Below are 22409 nucleotides of genomic sequence, written 5' to 3'. Positions count from 1 at the left end.
CCGCTCGAACAAATCAAATCTCGTCGGCGACGCCATTGCGCAGCACGCCAAGGCGATCGATTTCGACCTCGACGGTATCGCCCGGCTTCAACCAGAGCGGCGGGGTTCGCTTGGCGCCAACACCGCCGGGCGTCCCCGTTACGATCACGTCGCCCGGCTCGAGGCGCGTAAAGGACGAGCAGTATTCGATCTGACGCGGGATATCGAAAATCATCTGATCGATCGTCGCATCCTGGACGACCTGACCATTGACGCGGGTCTGCAGCCGCAGCGGCGCGACATCGCCGAGTTCGTCCGGCGTCATCATCCAGGGACCGAAAGCGCCGGTCTCCGGAAAGTTCTTGCCGGGCGTGAACTGATGCGTGTGGCGTTGAAAATCGCGCACGCTGCCTTCGTTGTAGCAGGCATAGCCGGCGATGTGGCTCCATGCATCGGATCGCGCAATATGGCGTCCGGGCTTTCCGATGATGATCGCGAGCTCGCCCTCGAAGTCGAGATCGTGTGAGAGTTTTGGCCGGATGATGTTGGCGAGATGCCCGGTCTGGCTGTTGGCAAACCGGCCGAACACGGTGGGGTTCTCGACTTCGGCGCGTCCGGTTTCCTTGCGGTGCATCTCGTAGTTCAGGCCGATGCAGAGAATTTTATCGGGGTTTGGAATGACCGGTAGCCAAGTGATCTCGGCTGTGGGGTAACGTTCCGCCGTGCGGATGGCGTCGCGCACAACGGACAATGCGTCGGCGGCGATCGCGGATTTGAGGTCGGGATAGCGATCCCTGAGGCGCGCGCCGACGTCAATCGCTTCCTCGCCCTCGATCACGCCCCAGGTGCTGGCGCCGCCGATTTTGAAGCTGGCCAATTTCATTGTGATGTCCTCGCTTTGGAAACCGCGTAACGGTGTGAGTGTTTGAGCCCCGATGAAATCATTGAAGTCGTCCCGCAAGCTCTGACAGCATCTTGCTGAGCGCGCTCTCGTCGTTCGCGACACCGAAGACGTAATGGTCCGGCCGGACGATCGCGGCCCGGCAGCCATGGCGGTCGAACCAGGCTGCGAGAACGCCATCTTGTTCAGTGAAGGCGTCGTGCCCGGCCTGATCCGCTGTGTCAGCAGGACGGATTCGGATCAGTCGCATGCCAAGCCTGGTCAGATGTGCCCGCACATCGGCGGTCAGATCCGGCGGGTTGCGCTGGTCCAGTACGAGCCGCCATCCGGTTCCTGCGGCGCTGTCGAGCAGACGCCGCCCTTGCGCCGTTCTGATCCAGGGCTGCGGAAACAGCGTGCCATGCGCCGGATGCAGCGGGAACGCCAGCAGGCCTTTCTGAAGCGGCGGAACAATTTCCTGGCGGGTGAAGGTGCGGGGAAGCCCGCCGCCTTCGGCAAGGATGCTGATATCGCGCGCCTCGGCAGCGACGGGATCACGCTCGCAAATCACGTGCCCGATCGCCTTGATCCGGGTGGTGAGTTGGCGAACATGCTCGCTTCGCTCCTCGCCATAGGTGTCGAGCAGCGTGGCGCCGGATTGTCCCTTCAGGACGCGATCGAGCTTCCAGACGAGATTTCCGACGTCGCGAATGCCCTGGCACATGCCCTGGCCGATGAACGGCGGCTGCTGATGCGCGGCATCGCCGGCCAGGAAGATGCGGCCCCGCCGCCACTCCTCCGCAACCAGCGCATGAAACCGGTAGCTCGCCGCACGCCACAGCGCGGCGTCATCAGGCGTGATCCATCGGCTGAGCAGCCGCCAGACTTGATCAGGTGCTTCCATCTCACGGGGATCTTCGCCCGGCAGCAGCATGATCTCGAAACGGCGATGATTGCCGGGGCCGACGATGAAGGACGTCGGCCGCGACGGATCGCAGAATTGCGCCGCCGTCTCCGGCAGTTTTCCGAGTGCGGCATTGTTGACCCGGAGATCGACGACAAGCCAGGGCTCGTCGAACACGAGGTCTTCGAAGGTGATGCCAAGCGCTTGCCGCGTTCCGCTCGAGGCGCCGTCGCACGCGATCATATAGTCGGCGGTGACGGAGCGCGTCGCTCCCTTGTCGTCACGCAGATGCAGCGTCACTCGGTCAGGCGCTTGATCGAAACCAATGAGCTCTGTTCCGAGTTCGACGTCGACGCTGTCATAGGCCGCCGCGTGCGCGCGCAGCGCCGCCTCGACCGGCGGCTGCGTGAACACCATGCTGGGGGTGTATCCAAGCGGATAAGGTTCGGGAACCATATCGATCCGGCGTATCAGCTGGCCCTTGGCGCCGAAATGCTGCGAGGCAGGAAACGGTGCGATGTAGGGCAGCACACGCTCTGCGGCGCCGAGGTTATCCAGCAGGCGAAGGATCTCATGATCGATCGCGATCGCGCGCGGCTTGTCGTAGACGTCGCGCTGGCGGTCGATCGCGAGCGTTCGGATATTCCTGTCCCCGAGCAGGCTGGCCGCAATGGCGCCCGACGGGCCATGACCGACCACGACAACGCTGTAATCGCTCCTAGGTTGCTCCGATGAAACCGTCACTCAGGACTCCACTTGGGATTCTACGATGAGGTGGATCGCGCGGTTAAGCATCGGCGTAGGGCACGGCCGTCTGAGCCGTTTTGACGTGATCGGCCTTGGGAGGGGCGATGCCCCAGTGATCGGTCCTGCCGGGCGGCCAGACCCATTCCGACGGCCCGCGCACCACATAATTGTCGTCGACCTGCAGAACTTCGGCGGTGTATTCGATGACGATCCCGACCGGATCGATGAAATAGGCGAAGACGTTGTCGCCCGGGCCGTGGCGGCCGACGCCCCAGGCGATAGGAAATCCGGCGTCGATCATGCGGCCCGAGCCCCGCATGACCGCTTCCAGGTTCGGCATCAGGAAGGCGACGTGATTGAGGCCGTTCACGGCGGCATCGGCGATGACGATCGCATGGTGGTCGTCATTGCAGCGGACGAACGCCATTGCCTTGGTGCGATCCGTCAGACGAAAGCCAAGCGCCCGCTGATAGAACGCGGCCGAGCCGTCTACATCTGCAGCGTTCAGATTGACGTGGGCCAGTCGCGTGGGTCGGTTCGGGGATGGAAGAACTGCGGCGTGTCGCATGTCCCCCGAAACAAAGCGCAGCACGCCGCCGCCGGGTGCCCGAATGGCCATGATCGTCCCGCCATCGGGACCCGGATTTTGAACGGGGCCGTGGAGCAGCGTCGCGCCCTGCTGCTGTGATGCCGCAGCGATCGAGTCGAACTCCCCATCGGAATCGAGTCGGAAGGTGACAGCCCTGAGCGCAGGGCGATCGCCCTGCCGCAAGCCGACCACATGATGATCGGTGCCGCTGGCCCGCAAGTAAGTGACGCCCTCGTGGCGCGTCACCAGATCAAGCCCCCAGACGGACGTATAGAACTGCTCCGACAGGCCGATGTCAGGCGTTTCGAGCTCGACGCTGCGCAATGCCGTGACGGGAAAATGGGTCATTCCGTAGCGTGCTCCCAAATCCGGGAAACGTTGATCGTTGTCGCGGCAGCGTGGCTTTCGGTCCCGCTCGGTTCGTTTCCTCGGATATCGGAGACTCCTAACCTATAGAAAATGTCTTTTGCAACAAAAATTTATATATTTCGTGCAAATTCAAGAAAGTGTATATAGAGAGGAATAGGCCACCAGTTTGAGGGCCGAAAGGAGAATTTGGGCGTGGTCACCACATCAGCGCTTCGCTTGGCGTCGGTTACGCCATCCTGCACGCAAGCGAGCACGGTCTATGATCGGCTGAGGGAAGACCTGCTTTCCGGGAGGCTTGAGCCAGGCCGGAAGTTGCAGATGCGCTTCCTGACCGAGACGTATCAGACCAGCCAGACGCCTTTGCGCGAGGCGCTCAATCGCCTGACGGCCGATGGCCTGGTCGAATGCCGCGAACAGCGCGGGTTTTACGTCGCGGACATCAGCCGCAACGAACTGATTGAACTGACCAAGACCCGATGCTGGGTCGAAAGCCTTGCGCTGCGGGAATCCATGGCGGCCTCGACGCCGCAATGGGAGGAGGTGCTGCTGCTCGCGGAGCATCGTCTCAGCAGAACTCCTCGCTCGCTCAAGTCAGAACATTTCGAAGACAATCCGGAGTGGGAAAGACTGCATCGCGTCTTCCACAGAACCCTAATCGGAAATTGTGGCTCCCAGTCGCTGATCGCATTTTGCGGACAACTTGCCGACCAGCTGTACCGGTATCGGCGCCTGTCAATCCAAAGGGCCTTTCCATCGAGGCACGTGAGCGACGAGCATCAGGCGATCATGGCGGCCGTATTGAGCAAGCAGGCGGACGATGCCGTGGCCTTGCTTACGGCGCACTACAAGCAAACGGCTGATGTCATCCTGAGGGATCAGAAGATATTCCCGGAATTGCAGAACGACGGCGAACGCGCATAGGCCGCGCGTCGTGACCAGACCGGCCGCTGGCGCGCTTGAAAGCTCAAGCCTGCAGCTTTCTCTGCGCCATTTCCGCCGCAAGCAGGATCGCCGCATGTGCGGCGCCGATCCCCGCGATTCCCTTCCCGGCGATGTCGTAGGCCGTTCCGTGGGCCGGCGTACAAATCGGAAACGGAAAGCCGCCCAGCAGCGTCACGCCACGATCGAAGCCCATCAGCTTCATCGCGATCTGGCCCTGGTCATGATACATCGTCAGCACCGCATCGAACGCGCCGCCTTTGGCGCGGAGGAACACGGTATCCGCGGGAAACGGGCCTTCGGTCGCGATCCCGTCAGCGCGAGCCTCTTCTACCGCGGGACCGATCGCGTCGATCTCTTCCCGTCCGAAATTCCCGCCATCACCGGCATGAGGGTTGAGGCCGGCGACCGCGATGCGCGGGCGCTTGAATCCGGCGGTCCGCATCGAGGCATCGGTTAGCCGCAGCGCACGCAGGACGCGTTCCCTGGTGATATGCGAAGCGACCTCCGCAAGCGGGATATGCGATGTGACGCGGGCGTTCCAAAGCCCATCCAGCACATTGAATTCGCTTGCCGGGCCGTCTAAGCCGACCACGTCGGCCGAAAAGCTGATCTCGTCATCATAGACGGGATGTGCAAGCCGCATGGCATTCTTGTTGAATGGCGTAAAGCAAACGGCGTCGGCCCGGCCGTCGCGCGCCATCGTCAGCGCCTGACGATAATTCGTCAGCGCAAACCGGCCGCCTTCGGCTGTCGCGGTGCTTCGCGCGACCGATGCCGGATCGAGATGACCGAGATCGATGAAAACCGGTGCCAGCTCTTCCTTCGACAGATCGGCGTCGGGCGATGCGGATATCAGGTCAAGCTTTACCGCGGCAACGCGCGCGCCGTCATCGAGGACGCGGCGGTCGCCGATGACGACGATCCGGGCCTTGGCGACGACCTCATCGAGGGCGAGGAGTTTTGCCGTCAGTTCCGGGCTGATGCCGGCGGGATCACCCATCGCAAGCGCTATGATCGGTCTCATTGGAATCCCCGTTCTGCGGTCAAATTGTTCTCTACGACGATCATGGCTTCACCTCCGACCGCGGCATCATCCGGCCGATCGTTCGCCAGATCGTCGGCATCAGCAGCAGCGCCACGCCAAGCAGGATCAGCGTTGTCACCAGCGGTTTGGCAAAAAATATTCCGAGCGAGCCCTTCGACATCAGCATGGATTGGCGAAATGCGTCTTCCGCCTTGTCGCCAATCACGATCGCGAGCACCAGCGGCGCCAGCGGATAATGAAGCTTCTTGAACAGATATCCGAGCACGCCGAACCCCATCATCAACATGACGTCGAGATAGGAATTGGAAACCGAATAGGCTCCAACGGTGCAGATGATGACGATCACAGGCGCAATGATGAAGAACGGCACGCGCATCAGCGCCGCGAAGATCGGCACCGTCAGCAGCACCAGGACCACGGCCACGACGTTGCCGAGATACATCGAGGCGATCAGTCCCCAGACGAAGTCCTTTTGCTCGACGAACAGCATCGGTCCGGGGTTCAGTCCCCAGATCATCAGGCCGCCCATCATGACGGCTGCGGTCGCCGATCCCGGGATGCCCAGCGACAGCATCGGAAGCAGGGCGCTGGTGCCGGCGGCATGATCCGCGGCTTCCGGAGCGACGATGCCTTCCGGCTCGCCCTTGCCGAAATTCGCGCGCCGGGGCGAAAGACGCTTGGCGATGCCGTAGCTCATGAACGATGCCGCGGTCGGACCTCCCGGCGTGATACCCATCCAGCAGCCGATCGCCGCGCTGCGCAGCAGCGCCCAGCCATGTTTCGGAAGACCCACGAGCGTGCGGAAGACTTCGCGCCACTCCACCTTGGAGGAGATCGCCTTGACGTGAAATTCCTCTTCCACGGCAATCATCAACTCGCCGATCCCGAACAGGCCCATGACGGCGACCACGAAGCTGACGCCCTTGACCATCTCGTCGATGCCCATGGTGAGCCGCACGCTGCCGGACACAGTGTCGATCCCGACGGCCGCCAGGGCGAAGCCGATCGCGAGCGATACCAGCGTCTTGATCGGCGGCGAGCCGCCCATCCCGATGAAACTCGCAAACGCCAGAAAATAGACCGCGAAATATTCCGGCGGCCCGAAGGCCAGCGCCACTTGTGCGACCCATGACGCCGCAAGCGTAATCAGAACGACACCGGCGAGCGCGCCAAAGGCAGCCGAGCCGAACGCCGTCGCCAGCGCCGTGGTCGGCCTGCCGTCGCGCGCCATCGGATAGCCGTCGAACGTGGTCGCGACCGAGGATGGCTCGCCGGGAATGTTGAACAGGATTGATGTGACCGAGCCGCCGAACAAGGCGCCCCAATACATCGACGAGAGCAGGATGATGGCCGATACCGGCTGCATTCCGAAGGTGAGCGGCAGCAGCAGCGAAACGCCGTTGGGCGCGCCGAGGCCGGGCAGCACGCCAACGAGAATGCCGAGAAGCACGCCGATCACCATCAGGAAAATATGATTGCCTGACAGCGCGATGCCAAAGCCGTGCATGAGAGCTTCGAGATTTTCCAACGAAGCGCTCCCCTAGAAGCCAAAGAAGGTGCCGAGCGCGCCGCGCGGCAAAGAGATCTGGAACGTCAGCTCGAACATCAGATAGAGCGCCAGCGCTGCGCCGATTGCGGCGATGGCCGCAAGCAACAGCGATCCGCGCCTGTGCCAGGCCAGCGCGCCGAACACATAGAGCGCGGCGGCCGGATACATCCCGATCAGCGGAATGACCCCGACAAACACCGCGGCCGGGACGAACAAAGTTGCCAATCGCCTCAATTCGCTTGGCCCGAGAATAACGGCCCGCGCGTGCAACCATCCCTGCACGAGATTGAACAAACTGCCAGCCAGGATGACGAGGCCGACGATCAATGGAAAGGTTCCGGACTCGACGCCGGCGGCGGACCACCCGATACCGTTGTCGAGGCTGGAGACGATCACGGCTGCGCCGAACGCCCCGGTGATGAGCGCCGTCGCCGCTTCCAGGCTGCGTCCAGAGACCATCGTCCGAACTCTAGTTGGAGATCAGCCAGCCTTCATCGGCGGCAACCTTGCGGGTGCGTTCGATATCTTCCTTGATGAACTTGTTGAAGGCATCACCGGTCAGGAAAGTGTCGGTTTGCGACGTCCGCTCGATATATTCCTTCCACTCCGGCGTGGCCTGCACCTTCTTCATCAGGTCGACATAGAAGGCGGTCTGATCTGATGTCACCTTTCCCGGCAGCCAGACCGTGCGGGGTTGCTGGAACTGCGGAATGGCAAGGCCCGATTCAACGCAGGTCGGGATGTCGTGCCAGTTCTGCGTCGCGGTGACCTTGGGTCCGTCGGGCAGGCGCTGCGGGCTGAAGGCGCATAGCGGGCGCTGCGTGCTGCCCTTCCACTGTCCGATGCTTTCGCTGGGATTGTTGACATGGGCGTCGATATGGCCGCCGGCCAGTTGCACCGCGGCTTCGGCGCCGCTCTTGAAGGGAATGTAGACGAATTTCACCTTGGCCGCCTTGTCGATCATGCGGGTGAGGGTCTCGTCGGTGTCCTTTGACTGCGCGCCGCCCATCTTGACATCGCCCGGCGGCTTCGCGGCAACGGCTTTGATAAAATCCTGCACGTTCTGGTAGGGCGCGTCCTGCTTCACCCACAGCAGGAATTCGTCCTGCACCATCGCGGCAATCGGCGTCAGGTCGGTGTAATTATAGGCGACCTTGGAGACCATCGGCTGGTTCCAGGCGTTCGATGTGCCGAACACGACCTTGTAGGGATCGCCCGCCATCGCCTTGGTGTAGGTGTAGCCTTCTGCGCCGCTGCCGCCGGCCTTGTTGACGACGACGATCGGCTGCTCGACCAGTTTATACTTGGTGACGATGTTCTGGACCGCACGCGCGAAATTGTCCGTGCCGCCGCCCGGGCCTGCCGTTGCAATGAATTCGATCGGCTTGGCCGGTTGCCACGCGGCATTCGCCGCTCCCGTGAACCCGATGGCGAGACCGAAGGCGATCGCAGCGAATGTCGGCTTCTGAGACATCTAGTCCTCCCGTGTATCTCTGATTTTTGTTTTCTTGGTCTTGGCGTTTGCTGGGCTTTGCGTCAGCCTACTTCATCCTTCGCAAACTCCGGCGCGGCAATCGCGCCCTCCTTGTGAAGTGCTGCAATTTCGTCGGCGTCAAAGCCGTAAGCGCCCAGGATTGCATTGGTATGCTCGCCGTAGAGCGGCGCGCCCGAGCGCACCTTGCCGGGCGTCTGCGAGAACTTGATCGGCAATCCGATCGTCTTCACGCTGCCGAGCGTGGAATGCTCGACCTCGACCACCATTTCACGCGCGATGGTTTGCGGGTCGGCAAGGGCCTGCAGCATGTCGTTGACGGGGCCGCAGGGGACGCCGGCCTCCTCGAGCGCAGCCAGCCAGTATTCGGCGGATTTGGTTTTGAAGCGCGCCGTGAGCACGGCTTCCAGTTCCTTCAAATGCCCCATTCGATCGGCGCCGGTCGCAAACCGCGGATCCCGCGCCAGTTCGGTCGCGTCAAGCACTTCGAGCGTGCGCATCCAGTTTTTCTGGTTGGCGCCGCCGACCACGATCCATTTGTCGGATGTTTCGAACGCCTGGTAGGGCGCATTGAGCGGATGGGCCGAACCCATCGCCTTCGGCGCCACGCCGGTGGCCATCGCAATCGCAGCCTGCCAGTAGGTCTGAACGAGGGCTGCCTCGAACAGGGAGGTTTCGACCCATTGCCCTTCGCCGGTTTTGAGACGGTGGGCATAGGCGGCGAGGATGCCCATGGCCGCGAGAATTCCCGCCGTGATGTCGGACAGCGGCGCGCCGCATTTGACCGGCGGTCCGTCCGGCCGCTCGCCGGTGAAGCTCATGATGCCGCTCATCGCCTGCGCCACCAGATCGAAACCACGTCGATGCTTGTAGGGACCGGTGCGGCCAAAGCCTGATAGCGAGCAGTAGATCAGGGCAGGGTGCGCCTTCTTGATATCGGCGTACCCGAAACCGAGCTTGTCCATCACCCCGGGGCCGAAATTCTCAACCAGCACGTCCGCCGATCCGATCAGGCGCCGCAGCACCTTTGCGCCGCCCGCTGTCTTCAGATCCAGCGCAATGCCCTTCTTGTTGCGGTTCATCATCAGGAACGAGGCCGCGACGTCGCCGATTTTGGGAGGAACCATGTAGCGGGTGTCGTCGCCGGCCGGAATCTTTTCGATCTTGATGACCTCGGCGCCCATGTCGGCGAGCATCAGCGTGCAGGTCGGGCCCGCCATGACGTGCGTCAGATCGACAACCTTCAATCCACTCAGGGGGCCCATGGTTTCTCCCGCAATGTTGTTGTTCTTGTTGCTTAGTCACCAGTCCATTGCGGCTGGCGCTTACCCAGGAACGCGTCCATGCCTTCGCGGAAATCCCGGCTTTGGTAACACATCAGGATCAGGTCCTCGTCTTCGGCCGGCTTCGGCTGCGCGCGAAGCAGCGCCTGCTTGGTGGCCCGCAGCGTCAACGGCGCATGACCAGCGACAAGCCGCGCCAGTTCATCGGCCCGCCGTTCGAGGGCGGAAAGATCCTCCACGACCTCGTGCAGCAGGGCGATGCCGGCGGCCTCTTCAGCCTCGATCAGCCGCGCGGTGAAAATGATCTCCTTGAGCCGCGTCGCCCCGATCAGGCCCGAGAGCCGGCCGATGCTGGATGCCGACAGGCAGTTGCCGAGTGTGCGCGCGATCGGAAACCCGAATTTCGCGGTCCTGGTGCCGATGCGCAGATCGCAGCATGCGGCGATCGCGGCGCCGCCGCCGGTGCACGCGCCGTTGATCGCCGCAATGGTCGGCACCTGGCATTGTTCGAGCGTGGTCAGCACGCGGTCGATCCTGGCTTCGTAGCCGATGGCGTCTTGCGGAGTCTTGAACGCGCGAAACTGGTTGATGTCGGTGCCGGCCGCGAACGCCTTGTCGCCCGCGCCGCTGAGGACCAGCACCTTGAGGCTGCGGTCGTCGGCGGCGGCTTCGCAGATTGCGGCCAGCCGCTCATACATGCCGAAGGTCAGCGAGTTTCTCGCCTGCGGCCGGTTGAAGATGATCCGGCCGATGCCGTCGCGGACCTCGTAAAGCAGGTCTGTGTCGGGGGTGACGTTTTCATTCATTTTCTTGACAGACCCCTCAGGATGGAACCTCAGTTTGAGCTGCGGAGGCATTTTTGAATGCAAAAACTGTCTAATGCAACAGGATTCTGGTCGAATTTGCTTGGTGCCGATCACTTTTGCATTCAAAATGGTTCCATCGAGTCGCCGAGGAGAACCTCGATATGATGCATGACGAGGTGGTTTCCCGCCTCAGGCACGTCTTGACGGAGGGCGAAATCCCGCCGGGGGCGCGCATTCCGGAGCGCGAACTGTGCGCGTCGTTCGCGATATCGCGGACGCCGCTACGCGAGGCGCTCAAGGTGCTCGCGGCCGAAGGGCTTGTGGTGCTGCTGCCCAATCGCGGCTCGCGTGCCGCCAAGCTCACCCGGAAGGACGTCAAGGAACTGTTTGAAGTCTGCGAGGCGCTCGAGGCGGCGGCCGGTGAGCTGGCATGTCCGCGCATTTCGGACGCGCAACTGCGCGAAATTGCCGAGCTGCAGGCCAGCATGGTCGAACATTATCGCGCGCAGGATCTGCTGTCGTACTATCGTTGCAACCGGTTGATCCACGAGGCAATCGTTCGCGCGGCCGATAACGCGGTGCTTGCCGGCTTCTATGAGTCGATTGCCGCACGGATACGGCGGGCACGGTTCATCACGCCGATGTCGCCTGAGCATTGGACGCTCGCCATCCAGGAGCACGAAGGAATCCTGAACGCGCTGCAGCGGCGCGACGCCGGCGGGCTCGCCCATATCCTGCGTAACCATCTGCGGCGCAAGCGCGAGGAAGTCGTTCGGGCCGGCTTCGCCGAGGGCGAATGATCGTGGAATTTGCAAGGGCCCGTGTCGGATTTATCTCTGGCCGGAGCCCCCGATGTTCCTTGTGGCGCCAGCGCCAGCTATGGGCCAATGGCGGAAGCCGCGTGTTAGTGCCCGACATCGGTAGCGAGAAATGAACGTAGCTCGTCAAGGAAGTGGGCAAGTCCCGGTTCGCCTTCCAGCATCACATGGTTGCGGCTCTCAAGCGGAACGAAGCGAGCGCCCGGGATGCCTGCGGCCAACCGTCTGCCCGATTCAAACGGTACCCTGGAATCTTGACGGGCATGCATGACGAGCGTCGGTACCTTGACCTGCGATAGCAGCGAACTCACATCGACCTCGCCATTCGCCAGGAGATTGCGCGCCGCGTCGTTGGGCGAGCTCGAAATTCGTTGCAGCTCGTTGAACCAGTCGGCCTGCTCCTTGTTGGCGTCCGGAATGAATTGGGAGGTGAACATTTGTCTAAACGCCGGATTTTCCTGGCCCCATCCAAGGCGCATGAGGGTGAGCATCGCTTCGCCCGCCTCCTTCTCGGCCTCGGTTCTGGCACGTTTCTTCCAGCCGACGGCATAGCCTCCCAGCAGGATCAGATGCGAAACGCGCTGAGGATGCCGGTTCGCGTAAGCGATTGAAACCGCGCAACCCTGCGATATGCCGAGAAGCGCGAACCGATCGATGCCGGCGGCATCGACGACCGTTTCGAGATCGCCGACAAATTTTTCAAAAGTGACTTCCGGGACTTCGCGATCCGATAGCCCGTTGCCCCGGGCGTCGTATCGGATGAAGGTGTGATCGTGCGACAATTCCCGGTAGAGATATCGCCAGATCGGACCTTCGAAATCAAATTCGATATGGGTCATCCAATGGCCGGTTTTGACGAGCGGGAAACCCTGGCCTATCCGGGCATAGGCAAGCTGCACACCATCTGCGGTCTGGCAGAAATGTATTTCCTGTTTGTACTGGATGGTTGCTGTCAGGGTGTCTTCAGTAGATGAGAGAATGGCGGAATCCGGAATGCCTTCGATATCCTTGGCGGTAAGCCCGAATACGCCGACCGCGCGCGAGATGTTCTTGACGGTTTGCTCGCCCAGATCAGCGAAAGCCATCGAAAGCTTGTCCCTGATCTGGTCGTTCGCCGCCCTGGAAATACAAACGCCGCCGGGCTCGCAGAGCGTTTCCAGCCGAGCCGCGATATTGACGCCGTCGCCAAAAATATCGTCGCCATCAATGATGATATCGCCGACGTTGATTCCGATTCGGAATATGATTTGTTTTTCTGAGGGAATTCCGCAATTGCGGCTGACCATCTTGCGCTGAATGGCGACCGCACAGCCAACCGCATCCACAACGCTGGCGAATTCCACCAGCATGCCGTCACCCGTGGTTTTGACGATGCGGCCGTGATGTTCTGAAATTCCGGAATCGACCAGTTCGCGGCGGTGCGACTTGAGCGCGGTGAGGGTCCCTCTCTCATCGGCGCCCATGAGGCGGCTGTAACCAACCACATCCGCCGCCAGGATGGCTGCAAGTCGGCGCTGCATGGCGTTCCCCGTCTTCCTGCCAATGGCAGTCTGCCCGCGATCAGTGGCGACGGCAAGGCCGAAGCGGACGCTGCTAATGGTAAGCAGAGGCCGGCGATCAAGGTCGGCTGCATGGCGCGTGCGTCCTCGACGGCCCGGCGACGCCGGTGTTCTGGAATATCGAAAAGTCGGAGTGGCGGACGCGCGCCGGCTGCGCGCGCGATCATCGCAAGCTGATTAAAACGATTCCATTTTCAAGCGCTTCTAAACTGAACACGCGCTATCGGCCTTGAGGGCGATATGGGCGGATTGCATAGTGGCGCATGAACTTTTCCGAACCGCGTTGATGCCGCATATCTACGACCACATTTTCGAGCAGTTCCGCATCGTCGATCCCGATGACAATGACAGGTCGATCGTGGAAGATTTTGCCAGCCGCACGCAGTGGCTGGAGACGCCGGGCTGCCTTTTCCAACGCAACAACATGGTGCTGGGCACCCGGATTCGTACTGAAGGCGTCATCAAGGCAGGGCTTTTTGTCTCCGTGATACTCAAGGGGGCGGGGAGCGGCCGGGCGCGCAAGGGCACGACCTGGATCAGCTATTCGGATGCTTCCCTCGTAGTCATGGCGCTCAAGGAGCCGACGCTGTGGGACGGCGATGCGCCGCGCGGCGCGCACATGCAGGCGGCCGGCGTCGCCTTTCCCGTCGCGTCCCTGGAGCGGCTCGGACTGATGGACGAATTCATCGGACTGTTCGACACGAGGGACCAGAACGTCTTCGTCGCTTCGCTGAAGGCGTCGCCCCGGATCAAGGCGATCGCCATGGAGATGATTTCCCCGGTGGCCGACGGCCGGACCGCCGAACTGCTGCTGTCGGCGCATGCGACCGAGATGTTGGCCCGAGCCATGCTGGCGCTGCGCGGCAACGAGGGCGTCAGTCTGGTATCCGACCATAAGCGTTTACGCCTGCAGGCGGTCAGGGAACTGATCGAATCCGATCTGCGGCATCCCTGGACGATTGCCGAACTGGCAAGGCACGCCGGCGTCAGCCGCCGTTCGTTCACGGCGCAATTTCATCGGGTCTATGGCGTCAGCGCAACGGAATATCTTCGAACCAGCCGGCTGAAATCGGCGCGCGAAGCCTTGCTGCATCAGGGATTGTCGGTCACCGAGGCGGCCTATGCCGTCGGCTACGCCAACCCGGCGAATTTTTCCACGGCGTTCCGCCGGCATTTTGGCTACGTGCCGAGCAGCTGCCATCGCGACGGATTGTCCTGACATCACCGCATTTCTGAGGAGGAACCGGGTCGCATGGGCGGCAGCGAGCGGCATCGCTGCGCCGGCGTGGCCGGGCAGATTGTTCCCACATTCAGATTGGAGAGTGTCGACGCACGATCAAAGGTTTTTTGCGCATACGCAAAGGCGTCCCAAAATCAAATCTGATCTCTCGTGAATGGGGATTAGTTAACGGGGATGTGATGATGCGTGATTCTGTAAAGCCGTCGGCGTGGGGCGCGGCATCCAAGGCGTTTTTCTGCGTAACCGTATTCGGGTTGAGCATGCAGATCGGGCCGGTTCACGCGCAGACCGGCCAAACCTTGCCGCCTGTCACCGTCGATGCGCCGAAGCCGCAGGCGGCACGTCCAACCCAGCCGGCGAGAAGGGCCGCAAGGTCGCAACGCGCGACCAGGCAGGTCGCGGCACCCGTCCGGCAGCAGGTGGTGGAACAGGCCGCCGGTGGCGGCCCCGCGAGAGAGCGCGCCAACGGCCCGGTTAACGGGATTGTCGCGCGGCAGAGCGCAACCGGAACCAAGACCGACACGCCGATTCTCGAAACGCCGCAATCCATCAATGTCATACCCAGGCAGCAGATCGAGCAGCAGGGCGCGCAGAGCGTCGCAGAGGCCATTCGGTATACATCGGGCACGCAGGGCAGTTTGTACGGCGCGGCGTCCGTGTTCGACACCGAGGTCAGGGTCCGCGGCTTTATCGCACCGCGTTATCTTGACGGCCTGCGCCTGCCTTACGATACGACGATCCAGTTCGCTCAGCCAAGGACAGAGCCGTACGGGCTCGAACGAATCGAGGTTCTCAAAGGACCCGCATCAGGCATTTACGGCCAGGCGTCTCCCGGCGGCATTCTCAACATGGTGAGCAAGCGCCCGACCACTGAGCAGCGCGGCGAGGTAGAGGCACAGACAGGCAGCTTCAATCGGATTCAGGGGGCCTTCGATGTCTCCGGTCCGATCGACAAGAATCGCGAGTTTCTCTATCGCTTCGTCGGCCTGGCGCGCGAAAGCGACACGTTTGTCGACATGAACAAGGAGCAGCGCTATTTCATAGCGCCGAGCTTCACGTGGCAGCCGACCACCGACACCAGCCTCACCGTGCTGGCCAGCGCGCAGCGCGACCGCCTTAACGGCCAGGTCCATCAATACCTGCCGGCGTACGGTACGCTCCTCGCCAACCCCAACGGTCGAATTCCCGTCAGTAGGTACACCGGCGAACCGGCGTTCGACCGGATCGGGTACGACCAGGCCATGATCGGCTACGAGTTCAAGCATCGCTTCAACGAGGCCCTCGAGTTCCGCCAGAACATGCGGGTGGCGTCGGTCGATATTGATATGTTTTCGATGCGCAATGCCGGAACGCTTTGCCCTGTGGCGGGCGGCCATCCCGCCTGCGCGGGTGCTTTCGATCCGGCGCAACGCATCACCTTGCGCGATGCGAATTTTGTTGGCGGCAGCACGAAGAACTTCGCGATCGACAACCAGCTGCAGGCGGATTTCAACACGGGCTGGCTGCGTCACAAGGTATTGGCCGGCCTGGACTACCAGAAAACCTCGATCGATACGGACTACCGCGGGACCTTCCCCGGCTTCCCGATCGATGTCTACAATCCGGTCTATAATGCAACGCCGCTGCCGACCAAGGCCGGGCTGATCCCGTTCATCAATACGTCGACAAGCAAGGACCAGATGGGCGTCTACATTCAGGACCAGATCAAGCTGGATCGCTGGAATCTGGTGCTGACGGGACGTCATGACCGTGCGACTGCCGAGACGACCAACAGGCTGGCCAATCAGATTGTCCCGCAGGATGATTCCGCGTTCACCGGAAGGGTTGGCCTCAACTACGTGTTCGATATCGGCCTGGCTCCCTACATCAGCTATTCCACGTCGTTCGAGCCGGTCGCAGGACTGTCGCTTGTTTCGGCAACGGGACAACCCTTCAAGCCCACGACGGGCGAGGGTATAGAGGCGGGCATCAAATTCGCCCCACCCGGCACCAGTATGCTGTTCACGGCTGCGATCTTTGACATGACCCAGAAGAATGTCGTGGTGAACACGCCGACATTTGTTCCGTTCCAGGTGGGCGCAATCCGCGTCAAAGGGGTGGAAGCCGACTTCCGCGCGAGCGTTACGGACAATTTCGACATCATTGCCGGCGGTTCCCATCTCATACCGATCGTGGAGGATCACGTAAATCCTGCCATCATCGGCAAAGATGTTGCGAGCGTGAATCGCGATAGTGCATTCCTGTGGGGCCTCTACAAGTTTACCGGGGGACCGGTCGCCGGCCTTGGTTTGGGAGGGGGCGTCCGATACACGGGGAGCTTGTTCGGCGACGACGCCAACCTGATCAGGGTCCCCGGCTATACGCTGTTCGATGCGGTGCTGACGTACGATTTCAGCTATCTGAACCGTGATTGGCGTGGTCTTCATCTGCGGGTCAACGCCATCAACATCACCGACAAATATCACGTGACGAATTGCTTCACCGGCCTTGCTTTCTGCGCGCTGGGTCAGCCCCGCACCGTCCTCGCGACACTGACCTATCGCTGGGGCGAAACCGCAAAGCCGCCAGCGCTTGTGACGAAGTATTGAGTTCGGATGTCGGGATGCCGGAGGTGTGAATGGCACCGGCACCCTATCGGGACGGAGGAAGAGTCAATTGACGCCGGCGACACGATCCCTTCGCAGATGGGGCGCCGTCCATAAATGGACGAGCCTCATCTGCACGATTTTCATGCTCATGCTGTGCATCACCGGCCTGCCGCTGATCTTTCATCATGAGATCGACGAGCTCCTGCACAGCGAGGTGAAGCCGGCCGAGGTCGCGCCCGGCACACCGTTCGCCGATCTGGACAAGCTGCTCGCCAACGCGATGGCGAATGCACCGAAGAACATGCCGGTGCCGCATTTCCTGATCTGGGACCGCGACGATCCCAACGCGATGTTCGTCAGCGTGGGCGAGTCCCTCACGTCAGACCCGACCAACAACCGCTTCGTCCGGATGGATTCGCACACCGGCGCCTATCTCGATTCGCCCGACGTCACCGGCCGCTTCACCTACATCATGCTGAAGCTGCACACCGACATGTTTGCGGGTCTGCCGGGCAAGCTTTTCCTTGGCCTGATGGGAATTCTGTTCTGTGTCGCCATCATCTCGGGCATCGTGGTCTATGCGCCGTCGATGCGGAAGCTGGACTTCGGCACCTACCGCAGCCAGCGCCCGCGCATCGTGCGCTGGCTCGACATCCACAATCTGGCGGGCATTCTGCTTGTGATGTGGACGCTCGTGGTCGGCTTCACCGGCGTGATCAACACCTGGGCGGATCTCGTCCTGAAGATGTGGCAATACGGCCAGCTCGCCGAGATGACGTCGCAATACAAGGATCGCGCGCCGCCCACGAGGCTAACCTCGCTGCAATCGGCCGTGACCGTCGCGACGGACGCGGTGCCGGGCATGACGCCGAGCTTTGTCGCGTTCCCCGGAACGCTGTTCAGCAGCAAGAGCCACTATGCCGTCTTTCTGAAGGGCGACACGCCGGTGACCTCGCGCCTGCTCAAGCCGGCGCTGATCGATGCGGAAACCGGCAAGCTGACCGACAGCCGCGACATGCCGTGGTATGTCACCACGCTGTTCATTTCGCAGCCGCTGCATTTTGGCGACTATGGCGGCATGCCGCTGAAGATTCTCTGGGCGCTGCTCGACGTGCTGACGATCATCGTGCTCGGAACCGGAGTCTATCTCTGGGTGCGTCGGCGCAAGACCGGCGTCAGCGTCGATCGCGCCATCGCGCAGGGTTCCGCCATCGATACGCCCTTGCTGTCGCGGTGATCGCTTGAGAAATCATCGCAACCTGCGGCAAATCTTTGCGCTGCCTATACTGATCGGCATCCTCTCCACCGTGGGCCTCGTCGCGGCCCTTGTCGGTGACGGCTGGTGGGACGGCCTGTCATGGACTTCGCTGTCCTTGCCGGTCCTAATGTATTTTTTCTTCACCATCCGCAGACAGGCGACGTCGCGCGATTAATTGCTGCGACATTTGTGTGACGTGGCATGCAAGAAATGCCGAGAGCAATGCCAACAGCAAATGCCAAGAGAAAGTCGTCTCGCTGGCAAACTTCCGACACATGATGGCGGCGAAAAGGGGCTCTCCGACATGACGCTGGCGCGGCGGCAAACCGGTTCCGGTTTTGCCGTCGTGCGCATTTAAAAGGGGCCTCGATGTCGCACAAATTCCTGCCCTCGCTCCTGCTTGCTTGTGCGCTGTTTGCGTTCCCCGCGCTTGCGCAGACCAATGCGGCGCCGCCCGCCGCTGCCCCGGCAACCAACAACGCCGCTGCGCTGACGCCTGATCAGGCGAGGCGGGCGCTGGAGACGTTGCAGGACGACAAGAAGCGCGCGCAGATGATCGACACGCTGCGGGCGATTGCGGGTGCGTCTTCATCGCCGCAGGCCGCCGAGCCGACGCCCGAAGCGAAGCCGGCCATCCCGCTCACCGCGGATAGTCTTGGCGCGCAATTGCTGCTGACGGTCTCCGAACAGGTCGGCGATATTTCGCGCGAAGTCACCTATCTGGTGCGGTCGGTGACGCATTTTCCGGCGTTCTATTATTGGTTCCTGCGAACCGTCAACGATCCCGCGGCTTACGGCCAGATCTTCGACATCGCATGGAAGCTGGCGCTGGTGTTCGGCTGCGCCTTCGCCGCCGAATGGCTGATGTTCCGCCTGATCAAGCGGCCGGTGGCGCTGTTGGAAGCGCGCCTGCCGCAAACCGCGCGCGCGCCGGCGCAGACGCTGGCAATGGTCGATCCGCCGTCCTCCGCCGCTGACGTCACCGTCGAGCCGGCGTTGCACCGGCGGCGTCTTAGCCTGGCGCGGGCCTGGCAATCGCTGATCAGGTTGCCGTTCGTGCTGGGGCGGCTCGCGCTCGAACTGCTGCCGGTGCTGGTCTTCGTCGGCGTTTCCACCATGCTGCTGAGCACCGAGATCGGCGATCGCCCGACGGTCCGGCTTGCCATCCAGGCGGTCGTCAATGGCTATGCGCTGTCGCGCGCGCTGATCTGCGCCGCGCGGGCGCTGGCCGGGCCGTACGGCCTGTTCCGGGTCCGCGCCGAGACCGCGGCCTATATCGAGATCTGGGTCCGGCGCATCGTCGCGGTCGGCGTATCCGGCATCGCCTTTGCAAACGTGGCGCTGCTGCTCGGGCTGAGCCGTGGCGGCTATGCCGCGCTGCTGCGCCTGGTGATGCTGGTCGTGCATCTCTTCATTGTCGTCATCATCCTGCAATGCCGCCGCCCGATCGCCGACGCCATTCGCGCGCCGCACGGTCGCACGGGCGCCGCCGCCCAGATACGCAACCGCATTGCCGGCGTGTGGCACTATCCCGCGATCGCGCTCGACCTTGCGCTCTGGACGGTGTGGGCACTGCACATCCGCAACGGCTATTCGCTGCTGTTGCAGTATTTTGTCGGCGGCATCGCCGTCATCCTGATCGCACGGCTCGCGATCATCGTGGTGCTGAGCCTGATCGATCGCGGCTTCCGCATCCGCCCCGAAATTCTGCAGCGCTTTCCGGGTCTGGAGACCCGCGCCAATCGCTATCTGCCGCTGCTGCGCAAGATCGTCGCTTCGGTCATCGCCTTCATAGGCTTCGTCGTATTGCTCGAAGTATGGGGCATCGACGCCATCGTATGGTTCTACGGCGGGCAGATCGGCAGCCGGCTGCTGTCGGCGGTGGTGACGATCGGCATCGCCGCGCTTGCGGCCGCCGCGATCTGGGAGATCAGCAACGCGCTGATGGATCGCCAGGTCAATGCGCTGTCGCGCGAGGGGCATTACGCGCGCGCGGCGCGGCTGCGCACGTTCCAGCCGATGTTGCGGACGGCGCTGCTGTGCCTGATCGTCACGGTGGTCGGTCTGACCACGCTCAGCGAAATCGGCGTCAACGTTGCGCCGCTGCTGGCCGGCGCCGGCATCGTCGGCATCGCCATCGGCTTCGGTTCGCAGAAGCTGGTGCAGGATCTCATCACCGGGCTGTTTCTGCTGCTGGAAAACACCGTCCAGGTCGGCGACAACGTCACGGTGTCCGGGCTATCAGGGACGGTCGAGAATGTCTCGATCCGCACCATCAGGCTGCGCGCCGGCGACGGTTCGGTGCACATCGTTCCCTTCAGCGCGGTGACGACGCTGACCAATTCGAGCCGCGGCGCCGGCAATGCGTCCGTCAGCGTCAATGTTTCCTACAAGGAAGACACCGACCGCGCCGGACAGATCCTCAAGGACATCGTCGCCGAAATGCGGCGCGAGGACGCCTACCGCCACGCGATCCGCGGCGATCTCGAATTGTGGGGCGTCGACAAGGTCGACGGCTCGATGGTCTCGATCGTCGGCCAGATCCGCTGCACCGACAGCGGGCGCTGGCCGGTGCAGCGCGAGTTCAACCGGCGCATGAAGCAGAAATTCCAGGACGCCGGAATCGAAATCGCCTCCGCGGGGCAAACCATCCTGATGCAGATCCCGCAGCCCTCGGAAGCGAAGCCGGAAGCGATGCCCCGACGCGCGGCGGGCTGATGGTGACGATCAATGTTAGGCCGTACTAATACACCCCGCGCGGTCGCCGTCCCGCAGTCGCCCTTGCACCACCATAGTATGGATTGGTGATGCACTGGGCCGCGCGCCCCGATGCCGTCGCGGCGCACTGCGCCATCGAGGTAAAACGGCATATGATGGCGCTGCCGTTGTGGCTGTAGGTCTGGATGCAGATCGGGTAGGCCGGATCATAGGTCTGCGCCCGAACAGGCGCTGCGGTCAAAAGTGCCGCGACGCCCACGATAGTCAAAGCGGGAATGCGCATGGGCTGCTTCCTTTCTGCAGGCAGCTTCTCGATCACGGGAACCCCAACATCAGGCCCTCATTCCTCGCCACCCAAAAACGGCGCCAGCGTCTCGTTGCTGTAATTCTCTCCCGCCGACATCGCGCAGATGCGTGAGAGCTGCACGTAAGGCAGGCCGGTTTCCTCGACCCAGGCGTTGAACTGCGCCTGCACCTTGGCAAGGTCGCGCTTCGAGGTCACCGTCTCCGCGATATCGAGGCCGGCGTCGCGCAGGCACGCCACCATGTCCTTTGAGGTGACGAAGCCGTCGAAGCCGAGAAAGCGCAGCATCATCTGCCCGGTGTTGCCGCCGAGCCGGCTGCCGCGCTTGGCCAGCAGGTCGAGTAGTCCGACCTGGTCGGAGGAGGGCCAGTTCGAAAGAAACCTGCCGAAGCTGCCGTGCTCCCCGGCAATCTCGCGCACGAAACTCGCATTTGATCGCACCGACATGATCTTGGCGCCGTTGCGCACGATGCGCGTGTCTTTCATCAGCCCGTCCCAGAATTCATCCGCCTGCAGCGTCAGCGGCCCGGGCTTGAAGCCGAGAAACGCCTTCTCGAAGCCCGGCCATTTGTTCTCGATCACGCTCCAGGCAAAGCCGGCCGAAAACACCCGCTTGGTCATCTCGGCGAGAATGCGGTCGTCGCCAAGTTTGGCGAGCGCCTTCGCCTCCGGCTTCGGCGGCAGCAGCTTTTGCAGCGCCTTCGGCCCACCCTTGCGCTTCTCGGCGCGCGCGCGAATGGTTTTGAATGAAATGGTCATGCGGAATTCCTGCGGGCTGTCTCGGCCTCTGGCGCTGCACTTGGGATGAGTCGAGTGCAGCGGCCAATTGATGCGCATCCATCCTACGCAATGATGCCGAGCTTGCGCCACACGAATGGTCGGGGAGGGTTGGGGAGAGGGGTTCACACGGGCAGTCCCGATGACGCCACCCCTCTCCCTGACCCTCTCCCGCAAGGGGAGAGGGAACGGATAGAGCGCGACAAATTGGCGCGACGGGCAAACCGATTCTGAGTTTCAGAAATCGTGTCAAGAAGAAAATTTCTGTAAATCAAAATATTCCTGTTGTCGTCCCGCCCAAATCAGTGCGCATCTATCGCCATCCCGTCCCACTCAGAGGGCGTCGGCCGTCGTCACGGACGTTGGACGGGTTGCGGTGGACGCTGGTCTACGCCTCGACGACGGCGTGGATAAGCGTACGGCAAAACCGTGTGGTCCTGGCGCCCGTTGCAGGTGTCAAGTTGCCGGAGAAGCGCGAGCTGAACCGGCAGCGACGGAGTCAACCAAGAACTCGTCTCCGGGGAGATCACGGCATAAGCCGTAAAGCCATTGCGCAGGGAAG

The 22409-nt window shown here is 62.2% G+C and carries 19 protein-coding genes; 7 read left to right on the top strand and 12 right to left on the bottom strand.

Annotated features, from left to right (window positions below; translation table 11 throughout):
* Nucleotides 1-13: 13 nt before the first annotated feature.
* From JQ575_RS27910 to JQ575_RS27900, 3 genes are read right to left on the bottom strand one after another with little or no spacing between them, the layout of a single operon-like run.
* A complete protein-coding gene (locus JQ575_RS27910; protein ID WP_212036428.1) occupies nucleotides 14-862 on the bottom strand; it encodes a fumarylacetoacetate hydrolase family protein in 849 nt (282 codons plus the stop codon).
* A gap of 58 nt (nucleotides 863-920) precedes the next feature.
* The gene (locus tag JQ575_RS27905; protein WP_212036427.1) at nucleotides 921-2507 is read right to left on the bottom strand and encodes a bifunctional 3-(3-hydroxy-phenyl)propionate/3-hydroxycinnamic acid hydroxylase; all 1587 of its coding nucleotides are present in this window, start codon (nucleotides 2505-2507) and stop codon (nucleotides 921-923) included.
* Between the two features lie 43 nt (nucleotides 2508-2550).
* Nucleotides 2551-3447 carry a VOC family protein gene (locus JQ575_RS27900; RefSeq protein WP_212036426.1) on the bottom strand — a complete coding sequence of 299 codons (897 nt, stop codon included), beginning with the start codon at nucleotides 3445-3447 and terminating at the stop codon, nucleotides 2551-2553.
* A gap of 237 nt (nucleotides 3448-3684) precedes the next feature.
* On the opposite strand from JQ575_RS27900, the gene JQ575_RS27895 reads away from it, so the two are divergent.
* The gene (locus tag JQ575_RS27895; RefSeq protein WP_212036486.1) at nucleotides 3685-4389 is read left to right on the top strand and encodes a GntR family transcriptional regulator; all 705 of its coding nucleotides are present in this window, start codon (nucleotides 3685-3687) and stop codon (nucleotides 4387-4389) included.
* Nucleotides 4390-4432: 43 nt separating this feature from the next.
* Here the strand turns inward: JQ575_RS27895 and JQ575_RS27890 are convergent, their stop codons facing one another.
* The 6 genes from JQ575_RS27890 to JQ575_RS27865 all read right to left on the bottom strand — a co-directional run bounded on the left by JQ575_RS27890 (nucleotide 4433) and on the right by JQ575_RS27865 (nucleotide 10585).
* Nucleotides 4433-5434 (bottom strand): 4-hydroxythreonine-4-phosphate dehydrogenase PdxA, encoded by a 1002-nt coding sequence (locus tag JQ575_RS27890; protein WP_212036425.1) that lies wholly within the window; start codon nucleotides 5432-5434, stop codon nucleotides 4433-4435.
* 40 nt (nucleotides 5435-5474) lie between these two features.
* On the bottom strand, nucleotides 5475-6983 hold the full coding sequence (locus JQ575_RS27885; RefSeq protein ID WP_212036424.1) for a tripartite tricarboxylate transporter permease: 1509 nt from the start codon (nucleotides 6981-6983) through the stop codon (nucleotides 5475-5477).
* A gap of 12 nt (nucleotides 6984-6995) precedes the next feature.
* Nucleotides 6996-7463, bottom strand: a complete 468-nt coding sequence (locus tag JQ575_RS27880) for a tripartite tricarboxylate transporter TctB family protein (RefSeq protein ID WP_212036423.1) — start codon at nucleotides 7461-7463, stop codon at nucleotides 6996-6998.
* Nucleotides 7464-7473: 10 nt separating this feature from the next.
* On the bottom strand, nucleotides 7474-8478 hold the full coding sequence (locus tag JQ575_RS27875; RefSeq protein ID WP_212036422.1) for a tripartite tricarboxylate transporter substrate binding protein: 1005 nt from the start codon (nucleotides 8476-8478) through the stop codon (nucleotides 7474-7476).
* Nucleotides 8479-8540: 62 nt separating this feature from the next.
* Complete coding sequence (locus JQ575_RS27870; RefSeq protein ID WP_212036421.1) at nucleotides 8541-9761, bottom strand: CaiB/BaiF CoA-transferase family protein; 1221 nt, start codon at nucleotides 9759-9761, stop codon at nucleotides 8541-8543.
* Nucleotides 9762-9793: 32 nt separating this feature from the next.
* Entirely contained in the window at nucleotides 9794-10585 is a 792-nt protein-coding gene (locus JQ575_RS27865) for an enoyl-CoA hydratase/isomerase family protein (RefSeq protein WP_212036420.1), read from the bottom strand.
* 161 nt (nucleotides 10586-10746) lie between these two features.
* Between JQ575_RS27865 and JQ575_RS27860 the strand changes: the two genes are divergently transcribed.
* The gene (locus tag JQ575_RS27860; RefSeq protein WP_212036419.1) at nucleotides 10747-11385 is read left to right on the top strand and encodes a GntR family transcriptional regulator; all 639 of its coding nucleotides are present in this window, start codon (nucleotides 10747-10749) and stop codon (nucleotides 11383-11385) included.
* 104 nt (nucleotides 11386-11489) lie between these two features.
* Here the strand turns inward: JQ575_RS27860 and JQ575_RS27855 are convergent, their stop codons facing one another.
* Nucleotides 11490-12923 carry an alpha/beta fold hydrolase gene (locus tag JQ575_RS27855; protein ID WP_212036418.1) on the bottom strand — a complete coding sequence of 478 codons (1434 nt, stop codon included), beginning with the start codon at nucleotides 12921-12923 and terminating at the stop codon, nucleotides 11490-11492.
* Between the two features lie 295 nt (nucleotides 12924-13218).
* On the opposite strand from JQ575_RS27855, the gene JQ575_RS46180 reads away from it, so the two are divergent.
* The 5 genes from JQ575_RS46180 to JQ575_RS27830 all read left to right on the top strand — a co-directional run bounded on the left by JQ575_RS46180 (nucleotide 13219) and on the right by JQ575_RS27830 (nucleotide 20766).
* A complete protein-coding gene (locus tag JQ575_RS46180; RefSeq protein ID WP_212036417.1) occupies nucleotides 13219-14181 on the top strand; it encodes a helix-turn-helix domain-containing protein in 963 nt (320 codons plus the stop codon).
* A 203-nt stretch (nucleotides 14182-14384) separates the two neighbouring features.
* On the top strand, nucleotides 14385-16790 hold the full coding sequence (locus JQ575_RS27845) for a TonB-dependent siderophore receptor (protein WP_212036416.1): 2406 nt from the start codon (nucleotides 14385-14387) through the stop codon (nucleotides 16788-16790).
* 67 nt (nucleotides 16791-16857) lie between these two features.
* On the top strand, nucleotides 16858-18027 hold the full coding sequence (locus tag JQ575_RS27840) for a PepSY domain-containing protein (RefSeq protein ID WP_212036415.1): 1170 nt from the start codon (nucleotides 16858-16860) through the stop codon (nucleotides 18025-18027).
* A gap of 4 nt (nucleotides 18028-18031) precedes the next feature.
* A complete protein-coding gene (locus tag JQ575_RS27835) occupies nucleotides 18032-18223 on the top strand; it encodes a hypothetical protein (RefSeq protein WP_212036414.1) in 192 nt (63 codons plus the stop codon).
* A gap of 194 nt (nucleotides 18224-18417) precedes the next feature.
* The gene (locus tag JQ575_RS27830; protein WP_212036412.1) at nucleotides 18418-20766 is read left to right on the top strand and encodes a mechanosensitive ion channel domain-containing protein; all 2349 of its coding nucleotides are present in this window, start codon (nucleotides 18418-18420) and stop codon (nucleotides 20764-20766) included.
* A gap of 25 nt (nucleotides 20767-20791) precedes the next feature.
* Here JQ575_RS27830 and JQ575_RS27825 read toward each other — a convergent pair whose 3' ends face one another.
* Nucleotides 20792-21049 (bottom strand): DUF3551 domain-containing protein, encoded by a 258-nt coding sequence (locus tag JQ575_RS27825; protein WP_212036411.1) that lies wholly within the window; start codon nucleotides 21047-21049, stop codon nucleotides 20792-20794.
* 57 nt (nucleotides 21050-21106) lie between these two features.
* The gene (locus JQ575_RS27820) at nucleotides 21107-21829 is read right to left on the bottom strand and encodes a DNA-3-methyladenine glycosylase I (protein ID WP_212036409.1); all 723 of its coding nucleotides are present in this window, start codon (nucleotides 21827-21829) and stop codon (nucleotides 21107-21109) included.
* Between the last annotated feature and the right edge of the window lie 580 nt (nucleotides 21830-22409).

This window comes from Bradyrhizobium sp. JYMT SZCCT0428 (assembly GCF_018131075.1).
GTDB lineage: Bacteria > Pseudomonadota > Alphaproteobacteria > Rhizobiales > Xanthobacteraceae > Bradyrhizobium.
The sequence above is the reverse complement of the archived record's forward strand: the minus strand, read 5'-3'. Positions and strand labels throughout refer to the sequence as shown.